The organism is Tigheibacillus halophilus, from assembly GCF_042683165.1.
Taxonomy (GTDB): Bacteria; Bacillota; Bacilli; order Bacillales; family Amphibacillaceae; genus Tigheibacillus; species Tigheibacillus halophilus.
Genome location: NZ_JBHUIZ010000003.1, coordinates 1 through 23,636, shown reverse-complemented (window position 1 = coordinate 23,636; position 23,636 = coordinate 1). Strand labels below are relative to the sequence as shown.

The following is a 23,636-nucleotide window of genomic DNA, read 5'->3' as shown; positions in this document are numbered from 1 at the left end:
TGTTAGCTGAACCCACTCCCAGCAAGGTTAGTTATTTGGCTCTTGTATGACTGCACAATATCGCCAGAAAGAATGAAAACCATATTATATGTAAAGAAAAGGAGATATCGATTGAAAACTGACTGGACTTGGGAAGGATCAATGAGATTGTGGATTACATACCAAAAAGAGGAATTTAGAGTGGCTTTTTTTAATGATAACCATTGCGCTTCTATGCCCGAAGACACTTTAACCTCCCTTTGGTTGATACATGCGCCCAATTGTTAGGGAGTCGCTGCATTTCTTCCTGCTATTTCCTGCCATCCTATATTAGGTAAAGTCTCAAGTTTGTTTTACACCTATTGCATCAGCAATCAATTGATAAGAATGTATGCGGTCTTCCAAAGAATGGGCAGTCGTTAAAATCATGATTTCATCTGCTTGATATTGTTTTTGCATGTCAAGAAGTGCTTTTTTTAAATGCATTGGGTCCCCAATGACCATATTCTGTTTCATTTTTTGCAGCTTTTCCTTATCCTGTTTATCCAATTGAAAATCTTTCGCTTGTTCAATGGATGGTATGTACTGGCCTCCACCCTTCTCTGTTTGCAAATGCCAAATGAGTGAACTCAAAGCGATCTCTTCCGCTCTTTCTGCTGTATCCGCACAAAACGCCGAAACAGTAAGCAATACTTGGTTTTTTTCTCCTTTAACATTTGACCGAAAGGCACTCCGATAAGCTTCCAAAATAGGAGCCCCATCTACATTACTCATAAACTGGCCAAATGCATAGGACATTCCTTTTTCTGCTGCCAGCACCGCACTCTTTTTACTCGTACCAAGCATCCATGGAATGGGTGAGACATCTGGAATAGGAGCTGCCTTTAAAGTGGCATGTGCATTGTTTAAAAAGTGAACCAGTTCATCTACCAACTGGGGGTAATCATACACGCTTTGCAAGAAATTATCGGATAATGCATTCGTTGCTTCGGCTGATCCGCCAGGCGCCCGGCCGATACCGATATCTATCCGATCTGGAAACAATGTCGCTAACATATTAAATATTTCCGCCACTTTATAAGGTTTATAATGCGGCAGCAACACCGCTCCGCTTCCGATACGGATTCGTTGTGTATGGGCACCAATATAACTAATCATCACTTCCGGTGCAGAGCAAGCGATTCCTGGTAAATCATGGTGTTCCGTCAGCCAGTAACGCGTATAACCAAACTGTTCCGCAGCTTGAGCCAATTTAAGCGACTGATTCAGCGCTTCATATGCAGTTTGACCAGCTGAGATTGGAGATTGATCCAATATGCTTAGTCTCACTTCAATTCACCTTTTCCTTCAATGGCATTTCCAACAATGTCACATGATAATCTCCGATATTTCCAGGATTATAAAGATTTGTTATCGAAGTAGAGTAGGTCTGAATTTTCCCCTGGAATGCCAGCTTTTTTTCCGGAACCGCCACATCAAAAACCTCTTCGTACAACAAGGTCGCGATATCGTGGTATGCTTCACTGGTTACTTTAAATGACACAGCGATTTTTTTAAAACCTTGGACCTCTTCTTCTTTATATTGCTCCACATAGATGACCTTATCATTCAAGAAAATTTTCCTTACCAATCAAATCGTCTCCCTTTATGAAAGGATAGCACTTGTAAAGAGAATGTGGCAAATGGGATGTTTCGTACCATGATGGGATAAAAGTCAGTTAACATACACCGTAAAAAAGTCACTTCCCATATAGAAAATCGGGAAGTGACAGCACCTAAACAAAATAAAAGCCAAGCCCCATAATGACGTAAGCTGCCAATAGGACTAACCCATCAAACCAATTGGAATCTCCATCATTCGTAAGCATAATCATCAATAGTACTGCTGTAACCATACTTATCAATTCAGGCCAAGTAAAAATAAGCGGCATTGATGCTGTGAACAACAGGGATAACAAAACAAGGAGCGGCAGCACGAACATTGCTACTTGAAGCGTCGAGCCTACTGCAATTTCCACTGCTACATCCATTTTATTTTTATATGCCATGATAACCGCTGAAGCATGTTCAGCCGCGTTTCCTACGATTGCAACAATGATAATCCCGATAAATAACTCAGACCAGCCAAATGTTTTTCCAACTACATCAAAGGTATCGACCAAGTGTTCAGAGACATAAGCAACAGCAACTGTAGCTGCTGTCAGTACAAGTAATGCTTTTCCCTTTCCCCACTCTGGTTCTTCATCTTGTTTGGTTAGATCCGCATGATGCTCGCTCTGATAAACTCCCCGATGTGTAACAAATTTGAATAGAAGTGCCGCCAAATACAATACGATCAAAGTAATCGAAATACCTATACTAAGAATCATCGTTTCCCGATCGTTCATGGTACGGGTAAACACTTCGGGTATGACGAAGGCCACAATCACTGCAAAAATCAGGAGTCCTGCATTATGCCGTGCTTCATTGATATCAAATGATTGGCGTTTGAATTTCAATCCGCCGACAAAAAAAGAAAGTCCTGCTACAAGAAGCAAATTCCCAAGCACCGAGCCAGTCAACGATGCGAGCACAATACTGACTAGTCCTGCTTTAAGTGCAAAAATAGAAATGATAAGTTCCACAGCGTTGCCAAAAGTTGCATTAAGCAACCCGCCAATTCTCGGTCCCATTACGATTGCCAAACTTTCAGTCGCTTTACCGATAAAGCTGGCCAAAGCAACAATTGTCAAACAGTATACAATGAACATGATGACAGCGGGCCAATGAAAGATGGATCCAATGATAGAAATTGGCACACCGATCAAAACAAGAACAGTAAATAATTTATCCATCATTTCCCTCACCTTCTTACCCAGTTAAAAATAGATTACCCATTTAGAGTACATTTTATTTTTCATATCCCTAAGTAATGAGGAACAAAAAAACACCCCTATGTGATATTGCCATTCCTGTTTCTGATGCAGCGGCTACCTTTCAAATAAATATGGATTGACAGTTAAAATGTAAAATAAGCAGTTAATTATGTTAAACTGGAGTCACAATAGACAAGCTTCACATGAGGGGTTCGGCTCACCTTTTAGTTAATCTGTACCTTCGCCAGGGATACGTCCCACGAAGGAGGTGTTGCCTATGGACGTTGAAAGTGCGCTGACAATCATGATTTCTTTCGGTACGCTGATTGCAATCATTATGTCGGCAATCAACGACAAAAAATAACCCCTCATGCTAACTTGGCTTAGGTTACCTGAGGGATTATATCTCTTGGTGCCGAACCCCTCTTGTTTGGGGTTGGTCTATTGGAGCCGTTCCATGTTACAGCATGGAGCGGTTTTTCTATTTTATGATGCTTCTATCTATACTATACCACAGATTCCGGCTGTGTACACCAGCGCTTGCATCATTTATAAACATTGTAGTTAATCTGATTCGTCAATGCAAGGATGAGTATGACCAGCCATATCTGGGACAATGCACCTTCTAAGACTTTAGACTGAGAACAGCTCCTTTTAAATGCCGATTTATTTTTAGAAAAATAAGAGTATAATGAAGTTGCAGTAAAAGAGTTACATATTATCAGTAGGGGGAACGATATGCTAAATCAATCACTCATTGAAGATGTATTGCATGCTGCATTAGAAACAGGCGGCGACTTTTCAGAAGTATTCGTGGAAGACCGACTTTCTAACCACATGACTTTGCAAAGCGGACGCCTGGAAAAAAACCTGTCAGGCCGCGACTTCGGGGTTGGCATCCGTGTTTTCCACGGCCTGAAAAGTGTGTATGCCTATACGAATGATTTTACCAAGGAAGGATTGCTCAAAGCGGCAAAAAAAGCCGCGCTGGCTATTCAGCAACAAAAGAATAGCGTAACGGCCATCTTGCCGCTAATGCGAAAAACGATTCAAACTGTTAATCCGATTGAACAAATGCCAAATCAAGTGGAAAAAATACGCAAGCTCGCTCTGTTGAAAAAAGCAAATGAAATCGCCAAAAATTATGATCCAGCCATTTCCCAGGTGATGGTTCGCCTGATGGATGAGGAACAGCATGTGCTGATTGCCAATTCGGAAGGGACTTTAGCAGAAGACAAACGGGTAAGAACGAGATTAGCGATTGTATCCGTTGCCTCGGATGGATCAGATATGCAAACGGGACACTATGGCCCTGGCGCGCATCAAGGCTTTGAATTTCTGGAAAATCTCGATCTGGAATTTTATGCAAAGGAAGCCTCCCGTATGGCTCTCAATATGCTGCACGCTGATCCGGCGCCCAGTGGAAAATTTCCGGTTATCATTGACAATGAATTTGGCGGCGTCATTTTCCATGAAGCTTGCGGACATGGACTGGAAGCAACAGCTGTCGCTAAGGATAGCTCTGTATTTGCTAATAAACTCGGTGAAAAAGTCGCTTCAGACCTTGTCACATATATTGATGATGGCACACTAAAGAATGAATGGGGGTCCATGAACATCGATGATGAAGGAGAACTTTCCCGCAAAAATGTTCTAATTGAGAATGGCATCCTGAAAGGATATTTGATCGACAAACTGAATGGAAAACGCATGGGCATGGCCACCACTGGATCCAGCAGACGCGAGTCCTATCAATTTGCACCGACCTCGCGCATGACCAACACGTACATTGCGCCAGGAAAGTCAACTCCTGAAGAGATCATTTCTAACACAGAACATGGTATTTATGCGAAATACATGGGCGGCGGCTCAGTGAATCCTGGAACAGGAGATTATAACTTTGCCATCAATGAGGCGTTTTTAGTCAAAAACGGTAAATTGGATAAACCACTTAGAGGAGCGACCTTGATTGGAAATGGTGCCAAAACCATTCAAAATATCGATATGGTTGGCAATAATCTCGGTCATGGTGCTGGAATGTGCGGCGCCTCCAGCGGGAGTTTGCCGGTTAACGTCGGTCAGCCAATGGTACGGGTCAGTGAAATAACTGTCGGCGGAAGGGAGGCATAATAATGGAGTTAACACAATTTCGCAATGCTTTATTTACGGAAGGTGAAAAAATGGGATTTTCCAATCTGGAACTTTCGTATGAAAAACAGGATAACTTTTCCTGTGAGGTTTTTAAAGGTGAAGTAGATGGCTATCAGTCTTCTTCCGTTCAGGGTGTATCCATTCGAGGGATGTATGATGGCAGGACAGGATATGCTTACACGGAAAAAATCACCGCTGATTCCATTGAATTCCTGCTGGAAAATGCCAAGGAAAATGCATCTCTCAGCGAAACTGAGCCTGAAACTTTATTTTCTGGAGCAGCTTCCTATGAAAAAGTGGAATTATATTCCCCGCTCTTGGATGAAGTAACGATAGCTGAAAAAATCGCCTTTATCAAAGAAGTAGAAAAAAAGGTTTACGACGCTGATACCCGGGTCATCCAAGCAGATTATGCAGCCATCCGGAATGAAACAACTGAAAAAGCATTATTTAACAGTAAAGGACTGGCATTGAATGAACACAATAACTTCTTGTCTGTGTTTGTTTCCGTGCTTGTCAAAGAGAACGGTGAAGTGAAATCAGCGTATCATTATGAGACAACCAAGGATTTCACCTCGCTGGATGCTGACCGAATCGCCAAAAAAGCTGTCGAGAAAGCGTTGAGCTATCTGGGAGCGAAAAGTTATCCGAACAAAACGTATCCAGTCATTCTAAAACACACTGCGGCTGCTTCACTTCTGGCAACGTTTGTCTCCTCGTTCTCAGCAGAAACGGTGCAGTATGAGCAATCCATGCTTAAAGGAAAGCTGGGTGAGCAAATTGCTTCTGAAATAATAGATTTGGAAGACAATCCTTTTCTGTCAGATGGTCTATGCAGTGCTACCTTCGACGCAGAAGGTGTTCCGACAAAAAAATGTTCCATTGTGAAGAACGGCAAACTACAAACCTTTTTTCATAACCAGAAGACTGCGGAGAAAGACGGGATAAAGTCGACTGGCCATGGTACCAAGCAAACCTATAAAGGTACGCTGGAGGTCAGCCCTTCCAATTTCTTTATCGTGCCGTCGAAGATTGCCTACGAACAGTTATATGGAGACATGGATGAAGGTGTCATCATCACCGGATTAGCCGGGTTGCATTCAGGGGCCAATCCGATATCAGGAGACTTTTCACTGGCTGCGGATGGTTTTTTTGTTAAGGATGGCAAAATAGCTGGACCCACCAATCAAATGACAGTTGCCGGCAACTTTTTCGATTTGCTAAAGGACGTAAAGGAAGTTGCATCTGATCTTGAATTCACACCGATGACTATAGCCGGATACATTGGATCCCCCTCCCTGAGGATTGGAAGCCTGGCAGTGACAGTTGATTAAGTATTTCGATGGATTGAATCACAAAGCAAGCGTGAATGAACAGAATTCCCCTGGCTCAGAGTCATCCCAAGCCAGGGGATTATTTTTATACCAATGTTTCCGCCCAAATAGTGTAAATTGGCAATTAAATTTTATAAATATCCTTTAAGGCACGTTGATTAGTTGGCTGTATCAAAAAATCAATCTCTGTTTCTGCCCCGCATACTTTTCAGGATTGCGCTTACGATGACAATCAAAACAATGGCTCCGATTAAAGCTGGAATAATATGAAAGCCCCCTATTACAGGCCCCCACTTACCTAACAAAACGGAGCCTAGCCATGCACCAATGAATCCGGCTATAATATTCCCTATCACTCCTCCAGGTATGTCCCTACCTACAATCAGGCTGGCTAACCAACCAAGAATTCCACCAATAATGATAGACCAAATGAATCCCATGTATAATACCTCCTTAATGTATCGAACTACCATTATTTTTCTTCTTTTTCCATAAAATTATTCATTTCATCATGTATTTCCTTTACTGCGTTGACTTGCAACCAAATCATCGTACGCCTGGAGGGCCAAATATAAAAAATATTTTTTGAGAATTCCTGCATGATTCATATTTATATGGTCAGTATATATTGTTACCGATTAATCGATTCCATTTCAGGATTGAGTCTCTTTCGTAATGGGTATACCTTAAGGTAATGAAAATACATAGAGAAGGTGAAATAATGAAAAGTGTAACTAGAGTGTTCTGGTATTCACTTGCAATTTGCACAGTTGTGGTGATATGGGGAGCACTCATGCCTAAACGACTGGCATTACTTACTGAAACGGTCACTTCGTTTATATCAAGCCGATTTGGATGGTACTATTTACTGATCGTATTCCTTATGCTGATCTTTTGTGTATACTTGATTTTTTCCAGGTTCGGAAAAATCAAGCTAGGAAAAGAAGATGATAAGCCTGAATTCAGCTTGCCTACATGGTTTGCCATGCTATTTAGTGCGGGAATGGGTATGGGGCTTGTTTTCTGGACCACGGCCGAACCAATTTCACATGCTTTTACCCAAACGCCTGGTGCCAAACCTGGATCGGATACCGCTATTAGCGAAGCAATGCGTTATTCCTTTTTCCATTGGGGAATCCATGCTTGGGCGGTGTACGGTGTTGTCGCCTTAGTGTTAGCATATTTTAAATTCTACAAAGATGCACCAGGCCTTATCAGTGCCACATTGATCCCCATATTTGGAAAGAAGAGCATGGCTGGCCTTCCAGGGAAACTAATTGATACATTGGCTGTTTTTGCCACAGTAATAGGTGTGGCTGCCACATTAGGCTTCGGCTCCGGTCAGATTACTGGGGGATTAGCCTTCTTATTCCATACCCCAGATACCTTTCCCGTACAGATTATTGTGCTATTGGTTGCCTCCGCGCTGTTTATTTGGTCAGCATGGTCAGGAATTGGACGCGGCATCAAATATCTGAGTAACATCAATATGGGACTCGCATTTGTACTTTTGATTATGCTATTTATTGCTGGTCCAACATTATATATATTGAATATGTTCACGGACACACTTGGTTCATATATATCTAACTTCTTTGATATGAGTCTTCGATTGGAGCCTCTCAATAGTGAGAATCGCTCCTGGATCAACAACTGGACATTATTCTACTGGGCCTGGTGGATATCTTGGTCCCCGTTTGTCGGAATTTTCATAGCAAGAATATCAAAGGGACGTACCGTAAAAGAATTCATGCTAGGCGTGTTATTCGTCCCGGCAATTGTTTGTTTTATTTTTTTCGCCGTATTCGGTGTATCAGCATTGAATCTTGAACAACAAGGTATCGCAAAAATATCTGATTTTTCTTTGGAGACATCCACATTCGGTGTCCTAGCGGAATATCCTTTAGGTACATTGATGTCTATTCTGACCATTTTTGTGGTAGCCATATTTTTTGTCACATCAGCAGATTCGGCAACATTCGTATTGGGTATGCTTAGCACAAACGGTTTGCTCAACCCGAAAAATTCGGTGAAAATCACATGGGGGCTTGTACAATCCGCGGTAGCAGCCATCATCGTTTATTTCGGAGGCGCCCAAGGTCTGCAGAATATGCTCATCATCGCTGCCTTACCTTTTTCGGTGGTTATTTTATTCATGATGGGTTCCTTCTATAAAAGCGCTTTATGGGAAATAAAGAAAAATAAACAATAGTATTGAAACAGCTGCCATGGGACAGGCCCATGGCTTTTTTGTTTATTGGCAGCTTAATTCTGCGGGAGCGCACACCGCATGGAAGATACCCGCTATCCAAAAAAGGAATAGAAAAGCTATCAAACTTGGGGATAGTACCGCATAGATGGTCAGCTTCCATCACAATAATCACATACGTGTTATAATGAACATACGAATTACTGAAAAATGGCACGAGGAGGGAAATAAAATGCCCGTACAAGAAGGTTACATAGAGGTAACTGGTGGTAGGGTATGGTATGAGCTGCATGAAAATGATTCTGGAAAAACCCCCGTAATCATTTTGCATGGTGGCCCAGGCTCATCCCACTATTCAATGCAGGGGCTGAAAACATTGGCAGCTGAACGTACTGTCATTTTTTACGATCAGCTTGGTTGCGGTAAATCCGCCCGTCCTGCTGATACATCTCTTTGGCATATCGATCGCTTCGTGCAAGAACTAGGCCAGGTAAAAGACGCAATCGGCCTGAAAGAATTCGATATCCTAGGGCACTCCTGGGGCACCACGCTTGCCGCTGCATACTATTTTGCATCACCAGCAGGCGTCAGGAAAATCATCTTTTCCAGTCCATGCTTAAGCGCTCCGATTTGGGCCAATGACCAGGAAAAAAATATTGCAAAACTGCCAATAGATGTCCGCATCGCATTGAAAACCGGAGAAAAATTCGGGACAACATCTACCCAGGAATATAAAAATGCAACCGAGGTATTCAACAAACACTTTGTTTGTCGTCTTGATCCAAAACCTGATTTTTTGAATAAAGGGAAGCAATATGCCAATCCAGAAGTCTACAATTTTATGTGGGGGCCCTCCGAATTTCATGTAAAGGGAAATTTAAAGGAAATAGATTTCACCTCTCGTCTTAAACGTATTGGTATCCCGACATTATTCACTTGTGGCAGATATGATGAGGCCACGCCAGAGTCGACTGAATTTTTTTCAAGCATTACACCCGGCAGCAAGTTTCATGTGTTCGAAGAAAGCGCACACATGGCTTATGTAGAGGAACCACAAGAATACTTGCGGATAATCAATGCATTCTTGCGTCAGTGATTGTATTTATTTAGTTAAGGAAAAGCCAGGGGGTCACTTCACAACGGCCCTCTGGCTTCATATTTTAGGCTTCTAGTAATAACTTAATTCCTCTTACATAGTTTAAAATAAAATAATAAACGCCAATCGCTACACCAACACCAATGATGATCCACGCTATTGTTCCATTGCCGGTGCTTACTCTGGTGTTAAGCACCAAGGCTCCCAAACAAAAAAATAAAGCAAGATAAGGAACCAAGTGTGTCCATAATGCTTTTCCAGCGTGGCTTCTCACATCCCCTGATGCCAGAATATACATAATGATTGGAAATAAAAATGGTGCAAATAACACACTGAAATAGCATAGGGACGACAAAATCTTATCTGCTTTCATACAACACACCTCCTGATGATATGTTAAGAATTGTCATGATTGTCATCCAGCTGCTTTCGGGCTTTTTTGGGAATATCCTCGTATTTGACTTCCTCATAGGTGATTACCTCATCTTTTTTATAATCAATCTGTAAATAGGCATCTTTTTTTAATGAATGGTTCGCTGTAAAGGTAAGATTTTTCCCTTTACCATCTTCATTGAAACCTGCAAGTTCATACTTATATCTGGTATTCCCCTGTTCCTTATATTTCTCCCCGCTATGATCGATTTCCACATAATATTTAGTCGCCCCAATTGTTTTGATTGACTCCGGGTTACAAGCAGCGAGCAGCAAACCCAGAATGAGAATCATGTATATGCCAAGCAATTGTTTCATCATGCACACAACCTTTCCTAATATAGATTGGGTATTTATTCAGTAACCGGAATTGGGTAAATCTTCTTTTCCAGATACTCATCAAGACAAACATGCTCTTTATTTGTTTGGCTCTTCTCTAACGATAACTCTATTATAGGGAAAAAACTTGGCAGCAAAAATCGATTTCTCTTACAGTTTCAGTAAAACAACTTACAGTTTTGTCATATTCCACTACATATTCCTTGTACACTCTTCCTCTGCTAGAAACATACTGTAAGCAATGCTATAATAGGCTTCGTATCAAATTAAAATTTCTATTTGGAGGCAATATGCTAACATTCAAAGAAAAACTGGCTATTATAGAAACCTTTCCTGAGTTGACACGACATGATATTTCTATGGGCCGTGTGAATTATCATTTTGAAGATAGTGTCCTGGATAAAAAAATCGTTGTATATCGGCTTCATCCAAACGGCAATGGATTTGTTTATGCAGAACAGCTAGATGGCACGTACCCTGTTGATGAAAAAGGAATGGTCAACATTCGTGAATTCACGAAAGAGGAGCTGCAAGAAGTCATAGCGTCGTCCATTTCATCGCTATCAAAGCAGGAAACTTTCATAGAGGTATGGAGGAATAGCGAAAACGAAGAACTATTGCTTAGGCATGACTTTGACTCTTGGAATGTGTATACCGGAGATATGCTTGAAGCAACGTTTGCCACATATGATGCAGCAAGGGATTATTTGGAGCAGGAAGGCTTCAAAAGGCCGCATAAAAATATCTGAGGGATCTCTGCTGGATCGCCAATAGACACAAAGCAGTGTGTCCTCTTTTCTGCACTATCCTTTTTGAACCCTGCCCTTTATAATAAAAACAAGAATGAATTAATAAGAGAAAAGGTGTTTTCAAGCATGAGTTTACTAACAGTAAAAAATTTGAGTCACGGATTCGGAGATCGGTCCATATTCGACAATGTGTCCTTCCGGCTGCTTCAAGGGGAACATATCGGCCTGATTGGTGCCAATGGTGAGGGCAAGTCGACTTTCATGAACATGATTACGAATAAACTGGAGCCAGATGCAGGAACAATAAATTGGGCAAAGAAAATACGAGTTGGCTATTTGGATCAGCATGCCGTTCTAAAACAAGGTATGACAATCCGTGATGTGCTGCGTACTGCTTTTCAATACCTGTATGATATGGAAACAGAAATGAATGGGCTCTTTGCCAAAATGGCAGAGGTGGATGCTGACGAGCTGGGATTGATCTTAGAGGAAACCGGACAAATGCAAGATATCCTCACGAACAATGACTTTTACATTATTGATGCCAAAGTAGAGGAAGTGGCCAACGGACTTGGTCTGGACGAGTTTGGATTGGAACGGGATGTAAATGATTTGAGCGGTGGCCAGCGAACTAAGGTATTGCTAGCCAAGCTTCTTCTTGAGAAACCGGATATACTGCTGCTGGACGAACCCACAAACTATTTGGATGTCGCCCATATCGAATGGCTGCGTAACTATTTGCAGGTTTACGAACATGCTTTCATTCTTATATCCCATGACATTCCATTTTTAAATAGTGTGGTCAATTTAATCTACCATATGGAAAACCAGCAAATCACGCGCTATCCAGGTGATTATGATGAATTCCTGCGTGTCCATGAAATGAAAAAACAGCAAATCGAAGCAGCTTATAAAAAACAGCAAAAAGAAATTGCCAATTTAAAAGACTTTGTTGCAAGAAACAAGGCAAATGCCGCAACAAGCAGGATGGCGATGTCCAGACAGAAGAAACTGGATAAAATGGATATCATCGAATTGGAAGCAGAAAAACCAAGGCCGCAATTTAGCTTTAAAGAGGCGCGCACCCCTGGCAGATATTTGTTTGAAACGACAGACTTGGTGATTGGCTATGATGAACCTCTCTCGAAACCCTTAAACTTGGTAATGGAACGCGGTCGGAAAATTGCCCTGTCCGGGGCAAACGGTATCGGGAAAACAACATTGCTAAAAAGCATACTTGGCGAAATCCCTGCTATAGGAGGTGTTGTTGAGCTTGGAGAACATCTGGAGATCGGCTATTTTGAACAAGAATTGAAAACAGACAGCAATAATACCTGTCTTGAAGAAATCTGGGGAGAATTTCCATACATGAATCAGTATGAAGTCCGCGCCGCACTAGCAAGATGCGGTCTGACCACCAAACATATAGAAAGCAAAGTAAAGGTATTAAGCGGTGGAGAGAAAGCAAAGGTCCGCCTTTGTAAGTTAATGAACAAGGAAACCAATTTACTTGTTCTGGATGAGCCTACCAACCACTTGGACCATGAAGCAAAGGAAAAATTGAGTCGCTCCCTTAAAGCTTATCAAGGAAGTGTCCTTCTTATATCCCATGAACCTGCCTTTTATAAAGACATCGTGACGGATATATGGAATGGTGAAAATTGGACAACAAAAATATTCTAATAACATCTTGATGCCCATTGAGTCATCCTGCATTACAGGATGGCTTTTTTTCCTCATAAAATTTACCTTGCATAGCAAGGCAGCGTCAGTTATACTTTTATATATCATGTAATGCAAGGTATTTTCTATAGGTATAACCCTTGCAAAGCAAGGCATTGAAAGAGGTGATCGGAATTTGTCTACAACACAGATGCTGAAGGGAATTCTTGATGGGTGCTTACTGGCAATTATCAAAAATAAAGCAGTATACGGTTACGAACTGGCAGAGAAACTGGAAAGTTACGGATTTCACTCCTTCAGTGAAGGTACCATTTATCCATTGTTAATGCGGATGCAAAAAGAAGAACTAGTCAGTTCCACACTAAAAAAATCGACAGCGGGACCCAGAAGGAAATATTATTCGCTTACCGCAAAGGGAGAAGCCGAATTGGTGATGTTCCTGAAACGTTGGGCTCATCTGCAAGCCAATGTAAACAGGGTCTTGGAGTATGAATCAGAAACAAAAGGAGATGAAGTGGTTGAATAATGGATGGCAGCTTTCTCATGAGAGCAAAACATTTTTAGAAAATTTACGAGTCTATCTATTTTCTAATGGAAAAAATCCAAAAGAAATCGAAGAAATTACAGAAGAATTGGAAATTCATCTATTAGAAGCAGAAAAAGATGGGAAATCGATTGAAAAAATCATTGGAAAATCTCCAAAAGAATATATGGAGATGCTTTCCAATGAAATGGTCATCGACTATCGTACATGGATGAAATACATTTGTCTGATCATTTTCGGGTCCTTTTCTTTCACTATTTTTCCTGATTTATTAAATGGAAACCTTTCCTACTCTATCTTGGAGATCTTTGGTCACATTCTCATTGGCATTATATTTATCGCTGCAGTACTTACAGGATTCAAATTGACCGCCACAACGCCTCAATCCGTAAAAAAACAAACAATCACACTTACTCTAGTTATGCTGCTGCCAATCGCCCTGTTCATTGGCTTGATTTACCTGAACAGAGTCATCGATACGCCAGTCATTCAGTTTGGAGCCGCTGGAAGCATTATAATCGGAGTAATTACCGCCTTGCTCATTATCGGCATGTCCTTCTGGGCAAAAACATGGACCCTCCTCATCATCATATCCTTGTTAACACTGCCGGATTATTTCTTGCAACTGACACATTTACAGCAGGGGCAACAGTTACTAATCAGTACACTTATTACCTTTGGCGGAGTTGTAATCTATCTTTGGTTATCAGCTAAACTGGAGAAAAATAAATCGCATCGCTAGCAGCAGAAATGTATCGGATGAAAAAAAGAGGGGGAGACAAAACCCCAGGAAATGTAAAATGTTGAGCGGTACCATCTTGACATGGAACCGCCCAACTTTTTTTATCTAGCTTCGTAATTTCGTTGATTTGCACGCCAGGCGCCCCGACAAGGGGTGTGCAAGCGTTGGCCGCAAAGGCCGTATGCAGCTTGCCTTCCCTCATGACTTTCTAAGAAAATCACTTCCTGCGGGGGCTTCAGACTCGTGCTGGGACTGCGATTACGCTTCCCATCGAAAACCATTGTTTCCGCAGGACAAGGAACGCTTCGGCAGCATTCACATCGCACGCAGAAAAAGCGAATTTCTTTTTCAAGGAGTCAGCCGCCTTTCGCTCCAATCAACTAGATGTGAAATGGCACTTTATAGCTGTTTTTGGATAGTTCTGTCCCACCCTCTCTCCGTTTTTCGTTATTTGGTCAACGAAATGAACTCTTCTGCATCCTTTGCCATCAAACGGATGCCAGCAGTCCAAAAATCTTGCTTGGTAATATCGGCATCCAGATGTTTTTGGGCAAGGTCTTCTACCTTCATGCTGCCTGTGTCTCGCAGCAATGCAATGTATTTATCTTCAAATTCCTCTGGATTTTTAAGATATTCTGCGTAAATACCCAAGCTGAATAAATATCCGAATGTATATGGAAAATTGTAAAACGGAACACTGTCGATAAAGAAATGCAATTTACTGCACCAGAAATGTGGATGATAACTGCTTAAACTGTCACCATATGCTTCTTTCTGCGCTTCGACCATCAATTCATTCAATCTTTTTTCCGAAACAATACCTTTTGCGCGTTCCGTATAAAAAGCATTTTCAAAAAGGAAGCGGGAATGGATGTTCAAAAACATCGCGGTTGCATTTTCTAACTTGGTATTCAACAGTGCAATTTTTTCTCCCTTGGAAGCTGCATTAGCCACCGTCGCATTGGAAATGATCGTTTCTGCAAATGTACTTGCCGTTTCAGCTACATTCATTGCGTATTCTTGGTTCAACTCAGGCAAATCATTCAACACATGACTATGGAAGGCATGCCCCAATTCATGTGCCAATGTGCTCGTGTCACTCGGTGAACCAGTGAAAGTCATGAAAATGCGGGATTCCTTGAATTCCGGAAGGCCTGTGCAATAACCGCCTGGACGTTTGTTAGACCGGTTTTCAGCTTCTACCCAGCGGTTCTCCAACGCATGCTTAGCAAAGCCCGATAACTTTGGTCCAAAAGATGCAAAGTGATCAATAACGAAATCACATGCTTCATCATATGTAAATTCCGTCGGCTTCACGTCCTCCAGTGCTACAGGTGCATCTACATCCTGCCAGCCGAGTTTTTCCATCCCCAACAGCTTGGCTTTTTGATTCAAAAAGTCCAGGAATGGCTGTTTATTAGCGGCAACAGCGCTCCACATCGCATGCAATGTCTCTTCAGACATCCTGTTGTATTCCAGTGGCTCTTCCAAATGACCATTTCGCTTGTGTGCTTTTTGTAACGTTAGCCGATAGCCGTCCAAATGATTTATCGTATCAGCGAAAACTGGGGCATATTTGTTCCATGCTGCTTCCCAATTTCCAAAAATTTGTTTGCGCACTTCAGGATCCGGATCTGCATACATCCGGTTCATTGCCTGGCCTACTGACAGTTCAGTTGTTTTACCTTCTTTATCAGTGAACGGTATAGTCATGATGGAAACTACTGTATCATACAGATTGCTCCATGCTGCCAATCCGTCTTTATTCAGTTCAGCGATCAATTTTTCTTCTTCCTCTGACAAAAGGCGTTTCCCCTGATCGCGAATTTCGTTTAGTGCAAAGGAAATTACCTGTAGTTCCTCACTTGCAAGCAACTTTTCCCAATCGGCATCTGAAATAGCCACCAGCTTTTTCGTGAATGTGTTAGAAAGCTTTTGCATATCACTGTACAAGTCCATAACCTGGCCCATAACCACATTTGCGTGCTCATCGTCCATATATGCATCATGCCACATCTGTATGAAAGTCGCTGATTGTCCCAATCCCTTGCCGATTGTTTCCTGTTTCCGCAAAATATCCTGTAAATTCTCAGCGGATGCTTTATTTTCTAAATCTGTATTTTTCAGTACTTGCTTATAATTCTTGATTTCCTCTTTAACCATTTCCAGTTTGGACTGTAATTCTTCCGATTTCGTACCACTAGGAAAAATGCTGTCCAAATCCCAAGTATCGTTATATTTCATTCTTGCAACTCCCCCTCTTTTCTTTTTATTGTAACCGTTTTATATGGATTTGAAAAATCGTAAGCTTTCCTCCATTTATGGATGAAGCGTATTCTATACTTAGTCCGCTGTCTGCTTTATGTTTCCGTACAGACAGCGGCTTACATCAGTCTGCCTTTGCTAATTCATAAATAGTCTGAGCGTAAATTGCGGTTGCTTTCAATAGATCTTCGACAGGAGCGTATTCATCTTTCTGATGCATTACATCTTCGCTTCCAGGGAAGAGTGCGCCAAATGCAACAGCATGGTCCAATGCACGGGCATACGTCCCACCGCCGATTGCCAGCAGCTCAGCCTTTTCTCCGGTTTGTTCTTCATAGACTTTTTGCAGCGTTTGAATGAGCGGATCATCCTTTTTCACAAAAGTCGGGGTGGAATCCGAGAAATTTTCCAGCAGCAATTGTTTAGCAGCTAAAACCTCTTTTATTTTTTCCTCCCCTCTGTTCTTATCGAATGTTACCGGATAACGCATATTCATCCCGATGCGGCCGCCTTTCTCACTGCTATAGCTCATCACCCCAACATTGATGGTCAAATCACCAGATTCGTCTTTATAGGCAATGTCAAATACTTCGCCGCGTGTTTGCTGATAAAATTGCGCAATGATATCTACAAATTGCTTTCCAGCCACATCCAGATCAACGTCTTTTAGGAATTGTGCCATTAAAACACCAGCATTTTTCCCATCATTCGGTTCGGCACCGTGCGCACTCACACCAGCTAATGTCAATATCAGTTCCCCATCCGCAATGGAAGCATCGCCCTCCATATTTGAATGATGCAGAAATCCTTGATAACCTTGAATCAAGTTACCCGTGTTAGCAGCTTTTATACGTACCTTGGCAAAATCCGGTACCATATTGTATCGTCGGCCCGATTGAAATGATAACAATTCCACATCAGCTGTTCCTTCTGCAGTAGCCGGCTCCAGCACCATGTCGAAATCACATATCCCTTTTTCTGCATAGATAATCGGAAAGTCAGCATCCGGGACAAACCCCGTATCCGGCATTTCCTCATTGGCAAAATAGTGTTCTACACAACGCCAGTCACTTTCTTCATCTGTACCGATGATCAGACGAATTCTTTTAGCAAGCGGGACCCCAAGTTCTTTCACAATTTTCATGCCGTAATAAGCAGCGATTGTTGGTCCTTTATCATCACTCGAACCACGTGCGTAAATTTTACCATCCTTGATGGTCGCACTGTAGGGATCAACGCTCCATCCATCCCCTTCTGGAACGACATCGACATGTCCTAAAATCCCAAGTAATTCTTTCCCTTCCCCCATTTCAAGATGTCCGGCCAAATTTCCGACATTCTTGGATTCAAAGCCGTCTTTCTCACCAAGATCAAGCATATATTGCAAAGCGTCTTTCACACCTTGTCCAAGCGGGGCATCTGCTGTCGCATGTTCTTCATCCAAGACACTCTTGATTTGTAAAAGACCTTGTAAATCCTTGATGAAAGCATCTTTTCTTTTTGATACTTCTTCCATCCAGTTGATCTTGCCCATAATATCCACTCCTTCTTGCGGTTGCTATGTAACCATTATACCGATTAATAATTGATGCTGCGAATGCCAACCTTCAGATAGGTTATGTATACAACAGAACCCCCGGTAAACCCCATTTACCGGGGGTTCTGATTTAATTGGAAAACGATATCCATTTTCTTCTTACTTTCACCAAAAAGGCGACGAAAAAGAGGAAGAAAAAACAATCAAATTCCGTTCTCCTATCAGCTAGTGGTCCGCTCACTAGTTAAAGACTCGGGAATCATTGTAAAGCCCTCTATCACCGTATCTTCTTCCACCTCGATCAATATACAGCGTTTGCCGCCATAATTGACTTGTTTAACATACCTTAAATCTTCCGGGCTGACGGAAATCTTCGCTACCTTCGTGTCAATTTTGATAGATTTAGAATTGTATTTTGGCATAATATTGTTTGCCTTCAATTCATATTTTCCATCATCTGTAACTTTATGGAAAGCCGCTTCTACCTTTTCAGGGTTTACTTCTTCCAAACCACTCATCTTTAAAACACGTTCCACTTCTTTGTGACCCAGTTTTGGCGGCTCTTCTTCGTCCTCGTTTTCTTCAATAACCCGGTTGATCTCCTCATATACATTGGCAAGCGTGGATGTATTTAGCTGGTTACCAGTTACATCTTTGACAACTTCTTCAAAAACGAATTTATCCTCTTCCGCTGTAATCACATCTTGTGCATTCAAAACATTTTCAATGAACTCGAAATCCAGCTCTTTCTCTTTCCCTGCTGAATACAAAATATGATTGACATCTGCTGCGTTATCTGTGAAACAAGGAAATAAAAAACCTTTTAATGGTGCATTGAGGTTGATAATCGGATCAACGACAATATTATATTTGAACTCCTTCTCCACATAGTCGAAAAGCAATTCTTTTTTGGGATCCTGCGTTTTATTGATACTGCAAAGAATAAATGAATGGGAATAAACGGCATCCCGCTCGCTCTCCTCCGCCTCATCATTACGCGGTTTCATTGGCTTCAGATACTCGCCGCGAATAAAAGTCACCACGATATCCATTTCGTATTCTTTTTCCTGCAGCATTTTTTCTACAATAAGAAGCATTTGCTCGTTCCATTCCTGCGTATCGCTGCTCAGCAGACCTTGGTGAAGAATAAGCTGGCTGCTGCGTTCTATGTCACGCTGAAATTTCAATTCAAACAACCTTTGATCCACCTGTCCAGTAAGTACCTTTTTGAAGTTATTCATGAATAGCTCTTGCTGCTCCTGTTCCAACATCTCAAATGGTTGGTTTTGCGCATGATAAATCTCACTTGATTCCTTTAGAATATACACATTAAAAATATCAGTGATTTTCAATAAATCATTATCTGGTTTGAATTGTTTGCGAATATTTGCTATGTCTTTTTTATTCATAAGTGTCCCATCCTTAGTCGGTGTTAGTCTGGAAAGCTAGGGCTAAATTTTGAAAGGTAAATCTTGCACTCTATTGATTGTCCTGCCACCCGTTTATCCTTTTATTTTATCATACAGTGAAACTTATATCTCAAAGAGATGAAGTGTTTTTTTCTTTAAATTCCTTTCCCCTTTTCATTAAAATGGTCTCTGTAACCACAGCAACAATGGCGCCAAATACCAGTCCATTACTTAGTATCGATGCAAGCGTTGGTGGCATGTCAGAAAATGCGTCTGAAGGAATAAACATGGTACCAATACCAGCAAATAGCGATATACCGGCAACGTGAAATAGAATACGCTTATTTTCTGCAGCCTCAAATTCCTGCAGGGCCAAGCCGATGATACTGGCAAAAATCGGAAATATTGCTGCATAACCGACAGCCTTGGGTATGGCCGCAACAAACGCAGTAAAGGGCGGAAACAGACTGATAAAAATAATGATAAAGGATCCAATGATAAAGGGCAGCTTACTGGTTATTTTGGTCGTAGCAATAAACCCTGCCGAACCGGATACAGGGACAGCGCCAATTGCCGAGAAAAAACCAGCCAACAATTGATTCACTCCGGAAACAATGCCGGTTTGTTTCCATCTGTTTGTTTCACAGGCGACCTCATGGCGTTTTAACACCTGCTGGACCACCCTGACGGTAGCAAGCATATTGGCAAGCAACAACAAAGTGATAAAGATAACCATAATGATTATACTAGGCTCTAATCGCGGCAAACCAAATGCGAAGATTTTTGGCAGGTTAATGAATGTATCGACTTTGGTAACCTGTTGGGATAAGCCAAATATGTAAAATAACACCCATCCAAAAGAAATACTAAATAACACGGTATAATGACCGATTTTCGGGATTTTCCTAAACCCATAAGATGTGATAATAATGATGAATGATAGCAAAAGCACGTTGGTATGTATCATATCATCCGGCCCTTCGAGTCCAAACATCCCTTGAACAAATGAACCGCTTAACTGAATGACCATGAGTATCAGATATATACCTGTAACAGCAGGGGTAAACAGTTTTGCTATTTTTTCAACCAAACCAAATACGCTTAAGAGAATAAAGATAACTCCACTTAACAAAAAGGCATATTGCAAGACCCGCAATGTTTCGATATGGGAACCAAACAAAATGGCACCTAATCCCGCGTAAAGGGAAAAGACACCCCACCACAGACCAGCCGGACCTTCCTGAATAGGTAGATGGTGTCCCAAAAATGTCTGTAAAAGTCCTGCTAATCCCAGTACAAATAACGACCGTTGGACAAATTCAATCGTATCAAACGAATGAAGTCCATAGTCGGAAGCAATAGCAACAGGGATTACCACGCTGCTCATCAATATAAATAATGCCCATTGCAGGGAAGAAAAGATAAGCTTCAATCTGTGCCACTCCTTATACCTCATATGTATGATCATCACTGTATCCATCATACGGCTAAATAAGAGAAGGAATCAAATAGAGAGTACTATGACGATCAAAGCAATGGCAAATATTAATATGGGAGCCAATGAATAATTTTTAAATGGAGAATCAGCTAGCTCCAGCAATTCTGAATTTGCAATAAAAGTAACAAAAAAGACCTTCAGCAGAAACGATGAAAGCCTTGTCGTAAGGGGGTAACCTCATTATTAGTACCGGTGGTCGGGGTCGAACCGACACGTCCTCAACGGACACGGGATTTTGAGTCCCGCGCGTCTGCCAATTCCGCCACACCGGCAAGGTGAAAGAAATGTTTTTAAAACCAGTAATTATTATCCTACTATCTCCTATCTACGTCAAGTCATAAATATAAATAATTCTTGTTACATAGGAGGAGCTCAGATATCGGTCACACACTGGACAACAGATGATGTATGTATAATCTTCCTTTCCTTCATACAAATAACAAAAGCACAGGCCTTACGTCAGCCAGTGCTTTGTTAAACAGCTTCTTTTTGCAATTCATCATATATCTGACATGCTTTTCTTTTAGCATGCTTCAGATTTTTCGCCTGTACAGTTATCAATTTATTATTGATTATAAAATTCCACTGACGTATCAATGTTTCACCTTCTTTCTTAATCTCTTCTTATATTTCCTTTTATCTGGAAGAGTAAACCCATAGCCAAAAAACTTGAAAGAACACCAATTTCTTCTCCATTCTTCCCGGCCCTTTAGACGGCCACACGTAGTGTATTTTGAAAGCAATACTTCCCATTGCATCCCTCTTTTACCTGACCTGCCTCTGCGATAAGCTGTAGCGGGGTAAAAATATTGCTGCTAATATGAATACCTTCAAGAGTGCTACGATCCATTATTTATATAAACAAAAATAGACAAGCAATTAACCTGTCTGACGATGGTATATAGAAAGACCATTAATTTCCATCTACAATAAAAGCACTGGCTTTCAAACAGCCAGTACTTTTATTAGACAGCTTCTTTTTGTAAATCATTATATATTTGCTGAGCTTTTTTCTGGGCACCTTTTAAATTTTTAGCATGCACAGTGATTAATTTATTGTTAATAATAAAGTTCCATTGACGGATCATATATTTCACCTACTTTCCGCTTCAAATTAGTATTACCCCTAACCAAGAAAATAAAAACAATACGTAACAAGCGCATTGATTATCTTGAAAGGTATAAGAAAATGACATGGGATGCTAATCTACGATAGTTGGTTTAAAGTTGAGAGGGAGGAAAAACTAAGGGAATTACCAGGGCAACATACGTCTACTTATCCATATTATTCAATAACAAAAAAGACAGGCTATGTCCTGTCTAAATGTTTTAGAATAAGTAGATACCGGTGGTCGGGGTCGAACCGACACGTCCTTAACGGACACGGGATTTTGAGTCCCGCGCGTCTGCCAATTCCGCCACACCGGCAAATAATTTTCTTGGAGGCGGCAACCGGATTCGAACCGGTGATTAAGGTTTTGCAGACCTCTGCCTTACCACTTGGCTATGCCGCCAGCCGCCATTTTGAGATTGGAGCGGAAGACGGGATTCGAACCCGCGACCCCCACCTTGGCAAGGTGGTGTTCTACCACTGAACTACTTCCGCGAAATGGCTGGGCTACCAGGATTCGAACCTGGGAATGACGGGACCAAAACCCGTTGCCTTACCGCTTGGCTATAGCCCAATAATGGGGCGACCGGTGGGAATCGAACCCACGAATGCCGGAGCCACAATCCGGTGCGTTAACCCCTTCGCCACGGCCGCCATAAAACTGACAGGGGTAGTAGGAATCGAACCCACATCAAAGGTTTTGGAGACCTTCGTTTTACCATTAAACTATACCCCTATTTAAAGAACATTTAATGGTGGAGGGGGGCAGATTCGAACTGCCGAACCCTGAGGGAGCGGATTTACAGTCCGCCGCGTTTAGCCACTTCGCTACCCCTCCATGAGAGAATTCCTTAAATGGTGGCTCGGGACGGAATCGAACCGCCGACACAAGGATTTTCAGTCCTTTGCTCTACCGACTGAGCTACCGAGCCAGGAAATATGCAAATGATTGATGGCGGTCCGGACGGGACTCGAACCCGCGACCTCCTGCGTGACAGGCAGGCATTCTAACCAACTGAACTACCGGACCATTTTATAAATCTATTACATATATGTATACTATTGATTTTTTGGTTGCGGGGGCAGGATTTGAACCTACGACCTTCGGGTTATGAGCCCGACGAGCTACCAGACTGCTCCACCCCGCGATAATATTAAAATAAAATTGTTTATGGTGGAGGATGCAGGGCTCGAACCTGCGACCCCCTGCTTGTAAGGCAGGTGCTCTCCCAGCTGAGCTAATCCTCCAGCACTGAGTAGTTAATATTTTAAATAGAAATTGGTGACCCGTACGGGATTCGAACCCGTGTTACCGCCGTGAAAGGGCGGTGTCTTAACCGCTTGACCAACGGGCCATTCTGAATATGAATGGCGGAGAGCGAGGGATTCGAACCCTCGAGACCGCTGTCGCAGCCTACACGATTTCCAATCGTGCTCCTTCGACCACTCGGACAGCTCTCCATGGCTCCACAGGTAGGATTCGAACCTACGACCGATCGGTTAACAGCCGATTGCTCTACCACTGAGCTACTGTGGAATGGAATGAATATTTAGTTTCAACCAAGTGATCTTTTAACGCAACAATATATATTATAATCGTTTTTGATAAAAAATCAAGTGTAAATTTAAACTTTGTACCCTGAAAACTAAATAAGAGATAACCGACATGCAAACTATAGTTAAGTCCTCGATCCATTAGTATC

At 41.8% G+C, this 23,636-nt stretch carries 21 protein-coding genes and 15 tRNA genes; 9 read left to right on the top strand and 27 right to left on the bottom strand.

All coding sequences use genetic code 11. The annotated features are described in order from the left end of the window. Positions 1-321: 321 nt before the first annotated feature. The 3 genes from ACFSMW_RS00675 to cax all read right to left on the bottom strand — a co-directional run bounded on the left by ACFSMW_RS00675 (position 322) and on the right by cax (position 2,816). A complete protein-coding gene (locus tag ACFSMW_RS00675; RefSeq protein WP_390352135.1) occupies positions 322-1,308 on the bottom strand; it encodes an LLM class flavin-dependent oxidoreductase in 987 nt (328 codons plus the stop codon). Position 1,309: 1 nt separating this feature from the next. Continuing rightward, entirely contained in the window at positions 1,310-1,609 is a 300-nt protein-coding gene (locus ACFSMW_RS00670) for a DUF3219 family protein (RefSeq protein ID WP_390352134.1), read from the bottom strand. Between the two features lie 145 nt (positions 1,610-1,754). Then, on the bottom strand, positions 1,755-2,816 hold the full coding sequence (cax, locus tag ACFSMW_RS00665) for a calcium/proton exchanger (protein ID WP_390352132.1): 1,062 nt from the start codon (positions 2,814-2,816) through the stop codon (positions 1,755-1,757). Positions 2,817-3,111: 295 nt separating this feature from the next. Between cax and ACFSMW_RS00660 the strand changes: the two genes are divergently transcribed. From ACFSMW_RS00660 to ACFSMW_RS00650, 3 genes are all read left to right on the top strand, one after another. Next, positions 3,112-3,198 (top strand): putative holin-like toxin, encoded by an 87-nt coding sequence (locus ACFSMW_RS00660; RefSeq protein WP_390353861.1) that lies wholly within the window; start codon positions 3,112-3,114, stop codon positions 3,196-3,198. Between the two features lie 374 nt (positions 3,199-3,572). Beyond that, positions 3,573-4,964: a TldD/PmbA family protein gene (locus ACFSMW_RS00655; RefSeq protein ID WP_390352131.1), complete on the top strand. Its 1,392-nt coding sequence runs from the start codon at positions 3,573-3,575 to the stop codon at positions 4,962-4,964. Between the two features lie 2 nt (positions 4,965-4,966). After that, positions 4,967-6,319, top strand: a complete 1,353-nt coding sequence (locus ACFSMW_RS00650) for a TldD/PmbA family protein (RefSeq protein WP_390352130.1) — start codon at positions 4,967-4,969, stop codon at positions 6,317-6,319. 179 nt (positions 6,320-6,498) lie between these two features. Here the strand turns inward: ACFSMW_RS00650 and ACFSMW_RS00645 are convergent, their stop codons facing one another. Continuing rightward, positions 6,499-6,759, bottom strand: coding sequence for a GlsB/YeaQ/YmgE family stress response membrane protein (locus ACFSMW_RS00645; protein WP_390352129.1), 261 nt, complete (start codon positions 6,757-6,759; stop codon positions 6,499-6,501). A 281-nt stretch (positions 6,760-7,040) separates the two neighbouring features. Between ACFSMW_RS00645 and ACFSMW_RS00640 the strand changes: the two genes are divergently transcribed. Both ACFSMW_RS00640 and ACFSMW_RS00635 read left to right on the top strand, forming a co-directional pair. After that, a complete protein-coding gene (locus ACFSMW_RS00640) occupies positions 7,041-8,531 on the top strand; it encodes a BCCT family transporter (protein ID WP_390352128.1) in 1,491 nt (496 codons plus the stop codon). 229 nt (positions 8,532-8,760) lie between these two features. Beyond that, complete coding sequence (locus tag ACFSMW_RS00635; protein ID WP_390352126.1) at positions 8,761-9,624, top strand: proline iminopeptidase-family hydrolase; 864 nt, start codon at positions 8,761-8,763, stop codon at positions 9,622-9,624. 64 nt (positions 9,625-9,688) lie between these two features. Here ACFSMW_RS00635 and ACFSMW_RS00630 read toward each other — a convergent pair whose 3' ends face one another. Both ACFSMW_RS00630 and ACFSMW_RS00625 read right to left on the bottom strand, forming a co-directional pair. Then, positions 9,689-9,997 carry a DUF4870 domain-containing protein gene (locus ACFSMW_RS00630; RefSeq protein WP_390352124.1) on the bottom strand — a complete coding sequence of 103 codons (309 nt, stop codon included), beginning with the start codon at positions 9,995-9,997 and terminating at the stop codon, positions 9,689-9,691. Positions 9,998-10,020: 23 nt separating this feature from the next. Continuing rightward, positions 10,021-10,377 (bottom strand): YxeA family protein, encoded by a 357-nt coding sequence (locus ACFSMW_RS00625; protein WP_390352123.1) that lies wholly within the window; start codon positions 10,375-10,377, stop codon positions 10,021-10,023. 308 nt (positions 10,378-10,685) lie between these two features. Here ACFSMW_RS00625 and ACFSMW_RS00620 point away from each other — a divergent pair, with 308 nt between their 5' ends. The 4 genes from ACFSMW_RS00620 to ACFSMW_RS00605 all read left to right on the top strand — a co-directional run bounded on the left by ACFSMW_RS00620 (position 10,686) and on the right by ACFSMW_RS00605 (position 14,113). After that, positions 10,686-11,144, top strand: a complete 459-nt coding sequence (locus tag ACFSMW_RS00620; RefSeq protein WP_390352121.1) for a hypothetical protein — start codon at positions 10,686-10,688, stop codon at positions 11,142-11,144. A 126-nt stretch (positions 11,145-11,270) separates the two neighbouring features. Continuing rightward, positions 11,271-12,827 carry an ABC-F family ATP-binding cassette domain-containing protein gene (locus tag ACFSMW_RS00615; RefSeq protein ID WP_390352120.1) on the top strand — a complete coding sequence of 519 codons (1,557 nt, stop codon included), beginning with the start codon at positions 11,271-11,273 and terminating at the stop codon, positions 12,825-12,827. A gap of 175 nt (positions 12,828-13,002) precedes the next feature. Next, positions 13,003-13,353, top strand: coding sequence for a PadR family transcriptional regulator (locus ACFSMW_RS00610; RefSeq protein WP_390352118.1), 351 nt, complete (start codon positions 13,003-13,005; stop codon positions 13,351-13,353). Then, positions 13,346-14,113 carry an HAAS domain-containing protein gene (locus ACFSMW_RS00605; RefSeq protein ID WP_390352117.1) on the top strand — a complete coding sequence of 256 codons (768 nt, stop codon included), beginning with the start codon at positions 13,346-13,348 and terminating at the stop codon, positions 14,111-14,113. The genes ACFSMW_RS00610 and ACFSMW_RS00605 overlap by 8 nt, the downstream gene beginning before the upstream one ends. Before the next feature lie 447 nt (positions 14,114-14,560). On the opposite strand, the gene ACFSMW_RS00600 is transcribed toward ACFSMW_RS00605, so the two are convergent. The 21 genes from ACFSMW_RS00600 to ACFSMW_RS00500 form a co-directional block, all read right to left on the bottom strand. Then, the gene (locus ACFSMW_RS00600; protein ID WP_390352116.1) at positions 14,561-16,357 is read right to left on the bottom strand and encodes a M3 family oligoendopeptidase; all 1,797 of its coding nucleotides are present in this window, start codon (positions 16,355-16,357) and stop codon (positions 14,561-14,563) included. A 145-nt stretch (positions 16,358-16,502) separates the two neighbouring features. Then, positions 16,503-17,912, bottom strand: a complete 1,410-nt coding sequence (pepV, locus tag ACFSMW_RS00595) for a dipeptidase PepV (RefSeq protein ID WP_390352115.1) — start codon at positions 17,910-17,912, stop codon at positions 16,503-16,505. Between the two features lie 224 nt (positions 17,913-18,136). Next, the gene (locus ACFSMW_RS00590) at positions 18,137-19,324 is read right to left on the bottom strand and encodes a DUF4317 domain-containing protein (protein ID WP_390352114.1); all 1,188 of its coding nucleotides are present in this window, start codon (positions 19,322-19,324) and stop codon (positions 18,137-18,139) included. A 130-nt stretch (positions 19,325-19,454) separates the two neighbouring features. Continuing rightward, a complete protein-coding gene (locus ACFSMW_RS00585; RefSeq protein ID WP_390352113.1) occupies positions 19,455-20,756 on the bottom strand; it encodes a purine/pyrimidine permease in 1,302 nt (433 codons plus the stop codon). A 253-nt stretch (positions 20,757-21,009) separates the two neighbouring features. Next, a tRNA-Leu gene (locus ACFSMW_RS00580) sits at positions 21,010-21,094 on the bottom strand. Positions 21,095-21,787: 693 nt separating this feature from the next. After that, complete coding sequence (locus ACFSMW_RS00575; protein ID WP_390352111.1) at positions 21,788-21,910, bottom strand: hypothetical protein; 123 nt, start codon at positions 21,908-21,910, stop codon at positions 21,788-21,790. A gap of 255 nt (positions 21,911-22,165) precedes the next feature. Then, positions 22,166-22,250, bottom strand: a tRNA-Leu gene (locus ACFSMW_RS00570). 12 nt (positions 22,251-22,262) lie between these two features. After that, a tRNA-Cys gene (locus tag ACFSMW_RS00565) sits at positions 22,263-22,336 on the bottom strand. Between the two features lie 17 nt (positions 22,337-22,353). Beyond that, positions 22,354-22,428 (bottom strand) — tRNA-Gly (locus ACFSMW_RS00560). A 4-nt stretch (positions 22,429-22,432) separates the two neighbouring features. Next, positions 22,433-22,507 (bottom strand) — tRNA-Gln (locus tag ACFSMW_RS00555). A 4-nt stretch (positions 22,508-22,511) separates the two neighbouring features. Next, positions 22,512-22,587, bottom strand: a tRNA-His gene (locus ACFSMW_RS00550). Positions 22,588-22,598: 11 nt separating this feature from the next. After that, positions 22,599-22,669: transfer RNA gene (locus ACFSMW_RS00545), tRNA-Trp, on the bottom strand. 17 nt (positions 22,670-22,686) lie between these two features. After that, positions 22,687-22,771: transfer RNA gene (locus tag ACFSMW_RS00540), tRNA-Tyr, on the bottom strand. An 18-nt stretch (positions 22,772-22,789) separates the two neighbouring features. After that, a tRNA-Phe gene (locus ACFSMW_RS00535) sits at positions 22,790-22,865 on the bottom strand. Positions 22,866-22,886: 21 nt separating this feature from the next. Then, positions 22,887-22,963: transfer RNA gene (locus ACFSMW_RS00530), tRNA-Asp, on the bottom strand. A 41-nt stretch (positions 22,964-23,004) separates the two neighbouring features. Beyond that, positions 23,005-23,081, bottom strand: a tRNA-Met gene (locus ACFSMW_RS00525). Between the two features lie 24 nt (positions 23,082-23,105). After that, positions 23,106-23,181, bottom strand: a tRNA-Val gene (locus tag ACFSMW_RS00520). Between the two features lie 32 nt (positions 23,182-23,213). Further along, positions 23,214-23,288, bottom strand: a tRNA-Glu gene (locus tag ACFSMW_RS00515). A gap of 14 nt (positions 23,289-23,302) precedes the next feature. After that, positions 23,303-23,394, bottom strand: a tRNA-Ser gene (locus ACFSMW_RS00510). Between the two features lies 1 nt (position 23,395). After that, positions 23,396-23,470, bottom strand: a tRNA-Asn gene (locus ACFSMW_RS00505). Continuing rightward, positions 23,450-23,636: hypothetical protein (locus ACFSMW_RS00500; RefSeq protein ID WP_390352110.1), on the bottom strand; the 187-nt coding region annotated here is incomplete at its 5' end. The genes ACFSMW_RS00500 and ACFSMW_RS00505, both read right to left, overlap by 21 nt.

Coding starts and splice junctions, on each gene's coding strand:
- cax (WP_390352132.1), bottom strand. CDS start 2,816: ATGATGGATAAATTATTTACTGTTCTTGTTTTGATCGGTGTGCCAATT.
- ACFSMW_RS00660 (WP_390353861.1), top strand. CDS start 3,112: ATGGACGTTGAAAGTGCGCTGACAATCATGATTTCTTTCGGTACGCTG.
- ACFSMW_RS00655 (WP_390352131.1), top strand. CDS start 3,573: ATGCTAAATCAATCACTCATTGAAGATGTATTGCATGCTGCATTAGAA.
- ACFSMW_RS00650 (WP_390352130.1), top strand. CDS start 4,967: ATGGAGTTAACACAATTTCGCAATGCTTTATTTACGGAAGGTGAAAAA.
- ACFSMW_RS00645 (WP_390352129.1), bottom strand. CDS start 6,759: ATGGGATTCATTTGGTCTATCATTATTGGTGGAATTCTTGGTTGGTTA.
- ACFSMW_RS00640 (WP_390352128.1), top strand. CDS start 7,041: ATGAAAAGTGTAACTAGAGTGTTCTGGTATTCACTTGCAATTTGCACA.
- ACFSMW_RS00635 (WP_390352126.1), top strand. CDS start 8,761: ATGCCCGTACAAGAAGGTTACATAGAGGTAACTGGTGGTAGGGTATGG.
- ACFSMW_RS00630 (WP_390352124.1), bottom strand. CDS start 9,997: ATGAAAGCAGATAAGATTTTGTCGTCCCTATGCTATTTCAGTGTGTTA.
- ACFSMW_RS00625 (WP_390352123.1), bottom strand. CDS start 10,377: ATGATGAAACAATTGCTTGGCATATACATGATTCTCATTCTGGGTTTG.
- ACFSMW_RS00620 (WP_390352121.1), top strand. CDS start 10,686: ATGCTAACATTCAAAGAAAAACTGGCTATTATAGAAACCTTTCCTGAG.
- ACFSMW_RS00615 (WP_390352120.1), top strand. CDS start 11,271: ATGAGTTTACTAACAGTAAAAAATTTGAGTCACGGATTCGGAGATCGG.
- ACFSMW_RS00600 (WP_390352116.1), bottom strand. CDS start 16,357: ATGAAATATAACGATACTTGGGATTTGGACAGCATTTTTCCTAGTGGT.
- pepV (WP_390352115.1), bottom strand. CDS start 17,912: ATGGGCAAGATCAACTGGATGGAAGAAGTATCAAAAAGAAAAGATGCT.
- ACFSMW_RS00590 (WP_390352114.1), bottom strand. CDS start 19,324: ATGAATAAAAAAGACATAGCAAATATTCGCAAACAATTCAAACCAGAT.
- ACFSMW_RS00575 (WP_390352111.1), bottom strand. CDS start 21,910: ATGATCCGTCAATGGAACTTTATTATTAACAATAAATTAATCACTGTG.